Source organism: Shimia sp. Alg240-R146 (genome assembly GCF_947331465.1).
In the GTDB taxonomy this organism is placed as follows: Bacteria; Pseudomonadota; Alphaproteobacteria; order Rhodobacterales; family Rhodobacteraceae; genus Shimia.
Genome location: NZ_CAMZOK010000001.1, coordinates 147,018 through 159,099, shown reverse-complemented (window position 1 = coordinate 159,099; position 12,082 = coordinate 147,018). Strand labels below are relative to the sequence as shown.

General features: G+C 60.4%; 13 protein-coding genes and 1 riboswitch. Of the genes, 4 read left to right on the top strand and 9 right to left on the bottom strand.

Going from position 1 to position 12,082, the window contains the following annotated elements; translation table 11 throughout:
- Positions 1-2: 2 nt before the first annotated feature.
- The 5 genes from PG871_RS00780 to PG871_RS00760 form a co-directional block, all read right to left on the bottom strand.
- A complete protein-coding gene (locus PG871_RS00780; protein WP_270725111.1) occupies positions 3-872 on the bottom strand; it encodes a polyprenyl synthetase family protein in 870 nt (289 codons plus the stop codon).
- An 84-nt stretch (positions 873-956) separates the two neighbouring features.
- Entirely contained in the window at positions 957-1,199 is a 243-nt protein-coding gene (locus tag PG871_RS00775; protein ID WP_270725110.1) for an exodeoxyribonuclease VII small subunit, read from the bottom strand.
- The gene (locus tag PG871_RS00770; protein WP_270725109.1) at positions 1,196-2,131 is read right to left on the bottom strand and encodes a histone deacetylase family protein; all 936 of its coding nucleotides are present in this window, start codon (positions 2,129-2,131) and stop codon (positions 1,196-1,198) included. The genes PG871_RS00775 and PG871_RS00770 overlap by 4 nt, the downstream gene beginning before the upstream one ends.
- Before the next feature lie 60 nt (positions 2,132-2,191).
- Positions 2,192-2,893 carry a response regulator gene (locus PG871_RS00765; RefSeq protein ID WP_270725108.1) on the bottom strand — a complete coding sequence of 234 codons (702 nt, stop codon included), beginning with the start codon at positions 2,891-2,893 and terminating at the stop codon, positions 2,192-2,194.
- 12 nt (positions 2,894-2,905) lie between these two features.
- A complete protein-coding gene (locus tag PG871_RS00760; RefSeq protein WP_270725107.1) occupies positions 2,906-3,403 on the bottom strand; it encodes a MarR family winged helix-turn-helix transcriptional regulator in 498 nt (165 codons plus the stop codon).
- A 168-nt stretch (positions 3,404-3,571) separates the two neighbouring features.
- Here PG871_RS00760 and PG871_RS00755 point away from each other — a divergent pair, with 168 nt between their 5' ends.
- Positions 3,572-4,441, top strand: a complete 870-nt coding sequence (locus PG871_RS00755; RefSeq protein WP_270725106.1) for a branched-chain amino acid aminotransferase — start codon at positions 3,572-3,574, stop codon at positions 4,439-4,441.
- A gap of 126 nt (positions 4,442-4,567) precedes the next feature.
- Here PG871_RS00755 and thiQ read toward each other — a convergent pair whose 3' ends face one another.
- From thiQ to thiB, 3 genes are read right to left on the bottom strand one after another with little or no spacing between them, the layout of a single operon-like run.
- The gene (gene thiQ / locus PG871_RS00750) at positions 4,568-5,260 is read right to left on the bottom strand and encodes a thiamine ABC transporter ATP-binding protein (RefSeq protein WP_270725105.1); all 693 of its coding nucleotides are present in this window, start codon (positions 5,258-5,260) and stop codon (positions 4,568-4,570) included.
- Positions 5,247-6,803: a thiamine/thiamine pyrophosphate ABC transporter permease ThiP gene (locus PG871_RS00745; protein ID WP_270725104.1), complete on the bottom strand. Its 1,557-nt coding sequence runs from the start codon at positions 6,801-6,803 to the stop codon at positions 5,247-5,249. Before PG871_RS00745 ends, thiQ begins: the two co-directional genes overlap by 14 nt.
- Positions 6,779-7,777 carry a thiamine ABC transporter substrate binding subunit gene (gene thiB, locus PG871_RS00740; protein WP_270725103.1) on the bottom strand — a complete coding sequence of 333 codons (999 nt, stop codon included), beginning with the start codon at positions 7,775-7,777 and terminating at the stop codon, positions 6,779-6,781. Before thiB ends, PG871_RS00745 begins: the two co-directional genes overlap by 25 nt.
- A 37-nt stretch (positions 7,778-7,814) precedes the next feature.
- Positions 7,815-7,924: riboswitch (TPP riboswitch) on the bottom strand.
- Between the two features lie 148 nt (positions 7,925-8,072).
- On the opposite strand from thiB, the gene aroC reads away from it, so the two are divergent.
- Positions 8,073-9,179 (top strand): chorismate synthase, encoded by a 1,107-nt coding sequence (gene aroC / locus PG871_RS00735; RefSeq protein ID WP_270725102.1) that lies wholly within the window; start codon positions 8,073-8,075, stop codon positions 9,177-9,179.
- The gene (locus tag PG871_RS00730; protein ID WP_270725101.1) at positions 9,179-9,832 is read left to right on the top strand and encodes an HD domain-containing protein; all 654 of its coding nucleotides are present in this window, start codon (positions 9,179-9,181) and stop codon (positions 9,830-9,832) included. The genes aroC and PG871_RS00730 overlap by 1 nt, the downstream gene beginning before the upstream one ends.
- Here the strand turns inward: PG871_RS00730 and PG871_RS00725 are convergent.
- Entirely contained in the window at positions 9,829-10,992 is a 1,164-nt protein-coding gene (locus PG871_RS00725) for a cytochrome P450 (RefSeq protein WP_270725100.1), read from the bottom strand. The two genes, PG871_RS00730 and PG871_RS00725, sit on opposite strands and share 4 nt — an antisense overlap.
- A gap of 133 nt (positions 10,993-11,125) precedes the next feature.
- On the opposite strand from PG871_RS00725, the gene PG871_RS00720 reads away from it, so the two are divergent.
- Positions 11,126-12,049, top strand: coding sequence for a DMT family transporter (locus PG871_RS00720; protein WP_270725099.1), 924 nt, complete (start codon positions 11,126-11,128; stop codon positions 12,047-12,049).
- Positions 12,050-12,082 lie beyond the last annotated feature (33 nt).

Here is a 12,082-nt window from a genome sequence, read left to right as displayed (position 1 = left end):
TGCTAGCTGTCTCGCGAGATAACGAAACGGGCGGCGTCCCGCAAGGTATCAGCCTTCGTACCATAGGAGGATAGAGCGTCGCAGGCATCCTGCACAAGGTCGCGGGCGCGGGATTTTGCACCGTCCAATCCCAGCAGGGACACAAAGGTCGCCTTGCCGGCGTCAGCGTCTTTGCCAACGGCCTTACCAACGGTTTCAACGTCGCCTTCGACATCGAGGATGTCATCGGCAATCTGGAACGCGAGGCCGAGATCTGTGGCGTAGCGCATAAGTGGTGCGGTGTCAGCGCGGGCCATCATGGCGCCGGCGGTGGCAGACCAAGCGATCAGCGCGCCGGTTTTGCCCGCCTGAAGGTGGGTGATTTCGTCGAGCGTCAACGGCAAAGGCGCGGTTTCGGCGGCGATGTCGAGGGCTTGACCCAGCACCATGCCCTGCGCGCCAGCCGCGCGGGCGAGGGTCACGGTCAGATCGGCCCGCACCAGCGGGTCGGGGTGACAGTCGGGGCGCGATACGCTTTCAAACCCGAGGGTTTGCAGCGCGTCCCCAGCAAGAACGGCGGTGGTTTCGTCCCATTTCACGTGCACGGTGGGCAGGCCACGACGCAGATCGTCGTCGTCCATGCAGGGCAGATCGTCATGCACGAGGGAGTAGGCGTGAATCATCTCGATTGCGCCAGCCGGCCAGATCGCATTTTCGGGGGCAATGCCATGTAGACGGGCGCTTTCGAGCACCAGTAAGGCGCGCAGGCGTTTGCCACCAGCGCTGGCGTAGCGCATGGCCTCGACAACCGGCAGGTCGCCAAGCGGGGCCATCACCATTTGCAGGTGGGCTTCGATCAAAGTGGCGGTTTCTGTGAGACGGGTTTGGAACATCTGCGTCTTGATCCTGATGCCCGTTGTTCGGGCGGGCAGCGCCCAATCCGGCGGATTGTGTGTCGCGCGGTTGGGCTGCGGGGATTACATGCCTTCGACGGGGGTCAGCCCTTTGGGGTTGCCGTCGCCGTCCAGCGTGATAGCGGCGACTTTTTCCTCGGCTTCTTTGAGTTTGTCTTCGCAACGCTTTTTCAACTCGGCCCCGCGTTCATAGAGCGCGATGGATTTTTCGAGTTCGACGTCGCCGCGTTCCAATTGGCCGACAACCTGTTCCAGCTCGCGCATTGCGGCTTCAAAGCTCATCTCGCTGATTGGTGTGTCACTCATGCGGCTGTCTCCATCAAAACGCGGACGTGGGCGGCGGTCGACGCCGCCAAGGCGTTCAGATCATATCCGCCTTCCAAAGTCGAGACCACCCGCCCTTGGCAATGTTCTGCCGCAATCGCGCAAAGTTCGCGCGTGAGCCACGCGAAATCTTCGGTGGACCAGTTGAGTTGCGCCAGCGGGTCGTCTGCGTGGGCGTCAAAGCCAGCGGATATGATCAACAACTCGGGTTTGAAGCGGTTCAGCGCTGGAAAGATTTCGGCCTGATAAGTGGCCCGCATCAGGCGGCCGTCAGAATGCGGCGGCAGCGGCCAGTTCTGAACGTTGTTGGTGGCACCAGTTTCGCCGGGCAGGCCGGTTCCGGGCCAAAGCGGGTTCTGGTGTGACGTGATGAAAAGCGTGCGCGGCTCGTCCCACAGCAGGGCCTGCGTTCCATTGCCGTGGTGCACGTCGAAATCCACAACCGCGACGCGCGACAGGCCGTGTCGGTCCAAAGCGTGTTTGGCGGCGATGGCGGCATTGCCAAACAGGCAAAATCCCATCGGTGTGGAGTGTTCGGCGTGGTGGCCGGGCGGACGGCACGCGACGAAGGCGTTGTTTGTGTCACCTGTCAGAACTGCGTCGACTGCGGCGACGCAACCTCCAACCGCGCGACGGGCGGCTTTGAGGGAACCGGGCGACATATGGGTGTCGCCATCAAGCGCCACAGTGCCGGACGATGGTTCTGCGGCTGCTATAGCGTCGAGATGGCTTTGCGGATGACACAGCAGAATGTCCGCATCAGTGCAATCAGGCGCATCACGGCGGATTAGGGTCTGAAATTGCGGTGCGTTGAGCGCGGCAGCGATGTGCTCGATCCGCGCGATTTGTTCCGGATGACCGGCGGGCGTCTGATGTTTCAGAGAGCTGTCGTGGGTGAACAGTGCTGTTGTCATGGGCTGCCTCTCTGCCTCGCCAAAACCGTTGCTCAAGGCGGGCTGACCGCCTGTTGAGTTTTAGTCCGGTGCCAGCATATAGCCTGCACCGCGCACAGTCTGCAGATAGCGCGGTTGTTTCGGGTCTTCTTCGATCTTGCGGCGCAGGCGGGTGATTTGCACATCCACCGCGCGTTCTTGGGCCTGGCCCTTGTCGCGGCCCAGTTCCTCGACCAGTTGCGTGCGGCTGACGGCCTCGCCCGGTGTTTTGGAAAAAATCCGCATCAGCTGACTTTCGGTGGCGGTCAGGCGCAGCGGTTCGTCGCCCTGCCACATCTCGCCACGGTCGATGTCATAACGGATCGAGCCGAGGTGCAGCACCTTGGGCACGGATTGGTTGCCTTCGGGTTCCGGCATGCGCCGCAGGATGGCATTGATGCGCAACAGCAGTTCTTTGGGTTCAAACGGTTTGGCGAGATAGTCATCTGCGCCAGCCTCAAGCCCAAGAATGCGGTCTTCGGTTTCGCCTTTGGCAGTCAGCAGCATGACAGGCGTGTCAGACGTTTCGCGGATGAAGCGTGTCAGCGAGGTGCCATCTTCGCCCGGCATCATAACGTCGAGAACGATCAGGTCGAAGTCGAGCCCCGTCAGGATGCGTCGCGCGTGGGCGGCATCGCGGGCGGCGGTCACGAGGAAGCCGTTGCGCATGAGAAATTTGCGCAGGAGGCTCCGGATGCGTTCGTCGTCGTCAACAATCAGTAGGTGGGGGTCGACCTCGTTCATGTGGGTGTTCCCTTATCGACCACTGTCACGCAGCGATTTGTACTGGCGGCGCAGCTCACCGTCCATCATTGATTCCAGAACCTGACGAAAGCCAGAGACGGCTTCAGGGCCTGCGTCACGAAAAGCGGACCGCATGCGGGCGCGTTGTGCATCGGACAGCCGGTGTTCAAGCGCGGTGCCGGCTTCGGTCAGATAAAGGTTACGTTCGCGGCGGTCAGATTTGCCGACGCGGCTTTCGACAAGCCCGTCTTCGATCAAGGTGCGCAACACCCGGTTCAGGGACTGTTTGGTCACGCCGAGGATCGCCAGCAGGTTGGTTACGGTGGTGCCCGGCGCGCGGTTAATGAAGTGGATCGCGCGGTGATGGGCGCGGCCATACGCCATCGATTCAAGAATTCTGTCGGGATCGGCGGTGAAGCCGCGATAGGCGAAATACATTGCCTCGATGCCCTGACGTAGTTGCTCATCTGTCAGATAGAGCAGGCTGTCGCTCCTGATGCCTTCGCCCATGTGGCCTCCGGAATTCACATTATGCCTCTTTGAGTGTCACAATACGTCAGGTTTGTTGACACTCCAAGGGCAAACTGGTAGCGAATCGCAGGTTTTGCGCAACATTATGACCGAAGTGGCCGTAATTGGCGCAATAAATGGAAAAGACGCTTGGCGAAAGGAACGACCATGGCTGGTGCATATGATGATCGTGACGGTGTCATCTGGATGGATGGCGAGTTTGTAGATTGGCGTGAGGCCAAGGTGCATGTGCTGAGCCACGCGCTGCACTATGCAAGTTCCGTCTTTGAAGGCGAGCGGGCCTATAATGGCAAGATTTTTAAAAGCCATGAGCACAATGTGCGTCTGTTCAAGAGCGCTGAGTCGCTGGACATGCCGATGCCTATCACCATTGAAGAGCTGGAAGCGGCGAAAGTGGCGACGCTAGAGAAATCTGGCCTGAAAGACGCCTATGTGCGCGTTGTTGTCTGGCGCGGGTCGGGGGACGACATGGGTGTCGCGTCTGCGAAGAACCCAGTGCGTGTTGCGATCGCGGTTTGGGAGTGGGGTGCCTATTACGGCGACGCCAAAATGCAGGGCGCGAAGCTGGACATTGCTGAGTGGAAGCGCCCGAGCCCCGAGACCATTCCGGTGCATGCCAAAGCGGCGGGTCTGTATATGATCTGCACGATCTCCAAGCATAAGGCCGAGGCCAAAGGGTGTTCGGACGCTTTGTTCATGGATTATCGCGGTTATGTGGCCGAGGCGACGGGCGCGAATATTTTCTTCGTGAAAGATGGCGAAGTGCATACGCCGCTGCCGGACAGTTTCCTGAACGGCATCACGCGACAGACCGTGATAGGCATGCTCAAGGATCGCGGCATCACCGTGCATGAGCGTCATATCATGCCCGAAGAGATGACCGATTTTGAGCAGTGTTGGTTGACCGGCACAGCGGCGGAAGTGACGCCGGTCGGGCAGATTGGCGACTATACCTTTGAGGTGGGCGACATCACACGCGAGATCGCCGAAGCTTATGAGGCTTTGGTGCGTCAGTAAGTGTATGGGGCGCGTCTATGACGCGCGCGAATTTATCGGGGGCCTTTGGGCCCCCGTTTGTTTTGGGGCTTTGCCCCTGCGACAGCGAGCTGTCGCCCCTCAGGATATTTCAAGCAAGAAGAAGGCTTAGCCGAGATAAGCTTTGAGAGCATCCGGTGGGGAGTCGAGCAGGGTTTGCGTGTCCTGAGGAGGGTGCGCCTTGCCGTCGGCCACGAGGATAGTTTGGTTGGCGATCCGGCGCGCGTCGGTGGGATCGTGGCTTACCATCAAGAGCGTGGCGTTTGTTTCATCCAGAAGCGCAGCGACGAGATCGAGCATGTCTGTCTTGAGCGCCGGACCCAGAGCGGCGAAAGGTTCATCCAGTAAGATCAGCGGGCGGGATTGCACCAGCACGCGGGCAAGCGCGACGCGGCTTTGTTGGCCGCCGGAGAGTTGCGCGGGTTTGCGGTCCGGCATGTCGGCGAGGCCGACGCGGGCGAGGGCCGCCGCAACTTTGGCTTGTTCGTTTTGGGTCAGGCGCAGGTTGGGGCGCAGGCCGAGGCCGACGTTTTGGGCCACGGTCAGATGCGGGAACAGATTGTTGTCTTGAAACAACATCGCGATTGGGCGGCTGCCGGGCGGCAATTGTGTGAGATCCGTGTCTTGCCAGCGGATGTGGCCGTGCTTGGGTGGGAGAAAGCCGGAGATGGCGGCGAGCAGCGTGGATTTTCCGGCGCCTGAGGGGCCTATTATGGCGGTGCGGCTGCCGGTGGCGACAGTGAGGTCAGCTGTCAATTGGAAGTCGTCTTGGGTCAGTGTGAGGGCGTCAAGCGTCAGCATGGGCGCGGCCTCCTTTGTCGAAAATCCAGAAGATGCCGAACGACAGCGCCAGAAGAAGGACGGCGGCGCCGGAGGCGAGTTCCATCCGATAGGCGCCCATCAGCCGGTACATTTGCAATGGTAGCGTGGCGGTTTGCGGGTCAGCAAAGAGCGCGATGACGCCGAGATCACCCATCGACATCGCAGCCGTCAAACCGCACGCGAAACCAAGATTTGGGCGCAGACGAGGGATCAACAACAGTCGCAGCCAAGACAGACCTGTGAGGTTCAGAGACGTGCTGAGGCGATCATAGTTGGCGTGAGTGTCACGCACAGCGGGCACCATTATGCGCAGCGCGAATGGCAACGCCATGATCGCGTTCACGGTGGCCGTAACGGGCAAAGCGAGTGCAAAGGGATTGGCGATCGGGTTGATCACGATGAAGAGGCCGGTGCCGATTACCAGCGGGCTGGCGGCGATGCCAAGCAGTCCGATGGCTTCGAGTCGGGCGCGGCCCGTGCCTGCGGCAATGGCGATCGGCAGCGCGAGGGCAAGCATGAGGATCGTTGAGGCCAACGCGATTAGGAGTGAGGCAAGAGCGGCGGACCAGACCGAGGTGGGGAGGTCTGTGAGAGCCGGTGCGCCGCGTAGGATGACCAGAGCGATTGGTAGGATCAAGAAGAGAGCGGCGAAGGTGATCGTGGTGGTGTCGAGTGCGCGCAGGAGCGTGTTTTGTGCGTCCCAGCGTTGCACCGTACGGTCAAGGCCGGTGCCAAATCCGTCGCGGTTTGAAAGTTTGAGGGCGACGAGCGCGGCCGCACCCACTAGCGCGATTTGGACGCAAGACAGCAGGGCCGCGCGGCCGAGATCAAAATCAAACCGAAAGGCTTGGTAGATGGCGAGTTCGACTGTTGTGGCACGGGGACCGCCGCCAAGGGTGAGCGCCACTGCGAAACTGCTGAGGCAGATGGCGAAGATGATTGCGGCAGCGCCTGGCAGGGTGCGCGCCAGCATAGGCGCCTCGAGCGTGCGGAAAATGTCGCGGGGGCCAAAGCCAAGCTGCGCGGCAAGGCGGAAGCGTTCGGACGGGATGTCTTGCCAGCCTTGCAAGACGAGTCGGGTGGCCAGTGGCAGGTTGAAGAACACATGGGCCAACACCACGCCGTGCAGGCCGTAGATGGAAACTTCGGGCAGGCCGAGGGCGCGTAGGGTTTCGTTGAGAATTCCGCTGCGCCCGAAAACAGCCAGTAGGCCCATCACGGCGACGATTACCGGAAGGATGAAAGGTGCGCCCAAGAGGGAAATCAGCAAGCGGCGGCCGTAGAAGCGGCGGCGTGCCAGAGCGCGGGCAACGGGGATAGCGAGGAGAACGGAAAAGGCGGCAGAAAGCACGGCCTGAAAAACGGTGAAGCGGATAGCGGACCATTCGGCGGGACCAAGGCCGCGTCCGGCTTCGGCGCGCAAGGCGACGGCGACAAGCGTGCCGAGAACAATCGCGGCGACCAGCGCCGCCGCGATTTTGCCCGGAAGGGCGCGATTTATTGCGACAGAGCTGCGGACCATTCCGCCAGCGCCTCGTCACGGATTGCGGGCACGTCAGCCGGTGCAATCAGGCGGGCCTGTTCGGGGCCAACCGGTGCCGCGAAGGCGTCTGGAACACCAGCCGCAGGCGTGACCGCTGGATACATCCAGTTGGTGGTCGGGATGATCGTTTGGAACGCATCGCTGACCATGAAGGCCAGGAATTGGTCGGCCAGTTCGTTTTGGTCGGTGTTGGCCAATTTGCCGGCAACTTCGATCTGCATGTAGTGGCTGTCAAAGGCGGCGGCAGATTTGCTCTGATCTTCTTCGGCGACGATGTGATACGCGGGCGACGTGGTGTAGCTGAGTACCATGTCGGCTTCGCCTTCAAGGAAGAGGCCGTATGCTTCGGACCAGCCCTTGGTCACGGTGACGATGTTGTCAGACAGCGCTTCCCACATCTTGGGGGCATCGTCGCCGTATTGCTCTTTGACCCAAAGCAGCAGGCCCAGACCGGGGGTGGAGCTGCGTGGATCCTGGATGACGATTTTCAGATCGGATGCGGCCAGTTCGTCAAATGACGTGGGCGCGGTGTCCAGTTTGGTGTTGTCGTAAACAAAGGCGAAGTAGCCCCAGTCAAACGGCAGGAAGTTTGCGTCCGTCCAGGTGCCGGGCGCGCCAAACGGATTTGGTACATCTACAGTCACGGTTTGACCGTGTTCTGCAAACAGGCCGCTGTCTGCGGCGGCGGCGGTCAGGTTGGTGTCCAGACCCAGCACAACGTCGGCGTCCGACCGTGCGCCTTCGAGTTTCACGCGCGCCAGAAGGGCGGCGCCATCGCCTGCGCCAACGAGGTTCAGCTCGCAGTTACAGGTTTCTTCAAATGCGGCTTTGACGGCAGGGCCAGGGCCCCAGTCGGAAACAAAGCTGTCATAGGTGTAGACTGTGAGAACGGGTGTCTCGGCCACAGCGGTGGTGGCAGCAAACAGTCCCGCGGCAAAGCTCAGATACTTCATGGTATCCTCCAAATTGCGACGGGCGGAGATAGTCAGGACTCATTCCCTCGACCTTCCCTCCGCCGGTCTTAACCGGTTCAGGTTCAACGGGTTCGCAGTGTGCATCTCAGCCTGCGCGTTTTGACGCAGGCACCCCGAGGTAAGCCGATGTCTAGGGCGCAAGTTGGCAATTGGCAAGCGATCTTGGTGTCGGCCCCGCAACGATTGGATTTTGGTGAGCGTTAATGCGGCGCAATGGCTTTTGATTTTCTGTCAATGACGCTAAGGCTGTCGGCCAAGACTTGGAGGCAGGCTTATGTCGATGAACAGCTTTGGACATCTTTTTCGTGTGACCACATGGGGTGAAAGCCATGGGCCGGCGCTGGGCGCGACGGTTGACGGGTGCCCGCCGGGTGTGCCGGTGGACGAGGCGATGTTGCAACACTGGCTGGACAAGCGCCGTCCCGGCCAGAACAAGAACACCACGCAGCGCAATGAACCGGACGCGGTGAAGATCCTGTCGGGTGTGTTTGATGGCAAGACCACGGGCACGTCGATCCAGTTGATGATCGAGAACACCGACCAGCGCAGCCGCGACTATGGCGAGATCAGTCAGACGTTCCGGCCCGGTCATGCCGACATCACCTATCACCTGAAATACGGCAACCGCGATTATCGCGGGGGCGGGCGCAGTTCGGCGCGGGAAACGGCGGCTCGTGTTGCCGCAGGCGGCATTGCACGCGCGGCGATCAATGCGTTGGCGCCGGAGCTTGAGATCAAGGGTTATATGACCCAGATGGGCGCGCTGGAGATTGACCGCGCGGCTTTTGATTGGGACGCGATTGATCAGAATGATTTCTGGATCCCGCAGGGCGCCGATGTGGCGCAGGCATGGGAAAATTACTTGCAGGCGCTGCGCAAAGAACATGACAGCGTCGGTGGCGTAATCGAAGTTGTAGCGCGGGGCGTGCCAGCCGGCATCGGCGCGCCGGTTTATGCCAAGTTAGACACTGATTTGGCGGCGGCAATGATGTCTATTAACGCGGTCAAAGGCGTTGAGATCGGTGAAGGCATGGCGGCGGCGGCCTTGAAAGGCTCGCAGAACGCGGACGAAATTTACATGGGTGCCGATGGCACGCCTGAATTTTCTTCAAACCACGCAGGTGGCATTTTGGGCGGCATTTCCACCGGACAAGATGTGGTCGTGCGATTTGCCGTGAAACCAACAAGTTCGATCCTTACGCCGCGCCAATCGATCCGCATTGACGGCAGCCCGACCGAGGTGATCACCAAGGGGCGGCATGATCCTTGTGTTGGTATTCGTGCTGTGCCTGTCGGAGAGGCGATGATGGCCTGCGTGATCCTGGATCACCTGCTACTGCATCGCGGCCAAGTTGGTGAAAACCAAGGCACGATCGGCTGATGGAAGCCTTGCGGGCAGCGCTGCGTGACGTGGTGTTGGCGCATATGGCGGCGGATGCGGCACATGATCTGGCGCATCTGGATCGGGTTTGGGCAAATTGTCAGGAGATAGCGGCGGGTGAAGACGCGCCGGACATGCGCGTGCTTTTGGCGGCGGCGTATCTGCATGATCTTGTGAATCTTCCGAAAGATAACCCGCAACGGGATCAAGCGTCGCGCATGGCTGCCGAGCAGGCCGCGCCGATTTTGGCGGGATTGGGTTTTGCGGATGCCGAGATCAAAGCAATACAACATGCCATTGCCACACACAGCTTTTCCGCTGGTTTAGAGCCTGATTCAGCGGAAGCGTACATTCTGCGGGATGCGGACCGGCTTGACGCGTTGGGCGCGATTGGCATTGCCCGCACATTTGCCGTGGCGGGGGATTTGAAGCTGGCGCTTTACGATCCGGTTGATCCGTTTGCAGAGCGTCGGGCGCTGGATGATCGCGCTTGGGCGTTGGATCACTGGCCGGTGAAACTGTTCCGATTGTCGGAGGGGATGACGACCGCCACAGGGCGTGTCATTGCGGAGAAACGTGTTTCGCAGATGCGGGCTTTTGCCAAAGGTCTGGCGGCGGAGATCGGGACCGTGGTTCCCAAGAGCTGGGGTTAGACCTGCCAGCGCACCGGCATGCTAAGAGGGCCGCGGAAGGCCCAGCCGCCAAACGGGGTGTCGCCTGTCAGCTCTATCCCTGCGAGCTGGTCGAAGATCATAGGTAGAGCAACCTCGGCGATCAGGCATTTGGACGCCCAAGCCCCTGCACAGAAATGCGGACCAGCGCCAAAGCTGATGGCCTTACTGGCGTCCTGGCTTAGGTCAAAGGCGTCGGGATTGGTGAAGGAGGCGGCGTCGCGGTTGCCGCTGCTGAACATCAAAAATACGCGGTCTTCGAGATCGAATGTGACGCCCTTGGTCTCGTAGGGTTTAACGATTCGGCGCGGAGACATGCCGATGGGGGACATCCAGCGGGCGTATTCTTCGAACGCGATGAGCCATGAAGCGTTGCCGTTGGTGATTTTCGCCAGTTGATCGGGATGGGTGAGCAGCGCCCATGCGGCACCGGCAATGGCGTCGCGGGGCTCGTTTTGTCCGCCGGAAATTGCGAGTTTGATATTGGCGCTGATCTGCGCATCGCTGAGCTCGGCCTGCATCATCACCGACAGCAGCGACGAATCGGGCGCCTTGTGCAGCGCGGGTTTGCGTTGCGCGATATGGGCGTCGATGGAGGCAGTGCAATCGTGGCAGGTGGCCGTGATTTCGGGGTCACCGGCATAGTTGGCGCAGCCGTCGATCATGCCTTGGGACACGCGGTCCATTTCCTGCCACGTCATGTTGGTGAGGCCGGTCATCGCCTTGAGCGCTTCGCCGGATATCGGACGGGCGATGTCGGCGACCATGTCGGCTTGGCCATTAGGTTGAACGCGGTCGAGAATGTCAGCTGTGGCGGTCTCAAAGTGTTTTTTCCAGACCCGTTGCACGGTCTTGGGCGAGACAGTTGGAAAGATTGCGCGGCGTTCGGCCTGATGCGCGGCGCCGTCTTTGCGCATCATGTTCTGCCCCATCAGCACGGTCATCAACCCGTCGGGTTGGTCGGAGGAAAAGATGTCGGTCTTCTTCTCATTCTCAAAAATATCGTCGCGGCGGGTGATCAGCGTGGCGTCCAGTTGCGGCACATAGGCAATCGGGGTTGTCTCGCGCATGCGTGCAAGATCGGGATAAGGGTCGGCCCAAAAGGCTTTGGGGTCGATCTCATAGCGCGGGGCATTGGACATGGTGGCCTTGCGGGTTGCTGGCGTGATGTCTCAGCTTACGCTTTAGAGCGGGTTTGCATAGTCCCCGCGCGGCCTTGTGTTCGCACCCACGGCACGGCACAGTCGCCGCAATTCCCAAGCGGCAAGGCAGATTATGAATCCGGTTCGCGGCATAGCTCTCAAAGTTACGGCGATTGCGCTCTTTTCGGTGATGGCGGCCTTGATCAAGGCCAGCGCTGACAGCGTGCCACCCGGTGAAGCAGTGTTTTTCCGGTCGCTGTTCGCGATGATTGTGATCGTTGTTTGGCTGATGCACCGCGGTGATCTGCAGTCGGGTTTGAAAGCCCATAACAAGATGGGTCACGTCTGGCGCGGGGTGATCGGCACCACCGCCATGGCGATGAATTTTGCGGCGCTGGGCATGTTGCCGTTGCCCGAAGTCACGGCGATCGGGTTCACGGCGCCTTTGTTGACGGTCATCTTTGCGGCGATGTTTTTGGGAGAAACAGTGCGCGCCTTTCGCCTGTCGGCGGTTGGGATTGGGATGGTCGGCGTGATGATCGTCTTGTGGCCGCGTTTGACGATTTTTCAGGAGTCGCCCGAAGCGACAGTTGCCACGTTGGGCGTGATGTTGGTGTTGGGATCTGCGGTGTTCAGGGCCTTGGCGCAGATCCATATCCGGCAACTGGTACAGACGGATCAGACATCGGCCATCGTGTTCTACTTTTCACTTACGGCGACCTGTTTGTCGTTGCTGACGCTGCCGTTTGGCTGGGTTGTGCCGACATGGGACGTGGCATTGATGTTGATCGTTGCGGGGCTGATTGGCGGGGTGGCGCAGATTTTGCTGACGTCCTGCTACCGGTTTGCGCCTGCCAGCGTGGTGGCGCCATTTGACTATGCGGCGATGCTGTTTGCCTTGGTGATCGGCTATGTCTGGTTTGACGAAGTGCCGACGGCGGCGATGTTGGTAGGGGCAAGCATTGTGATCTTTGCGGGCATCCTGATTATCTGGCGGGAACGGCAGCTGGGATTGAAGCGTGGCAAGGCGCGGCCCAATGTGACGCCGCAAGGATAGGCTGCGCAAAAGAAAACCGGCCGCCCCAGGTGA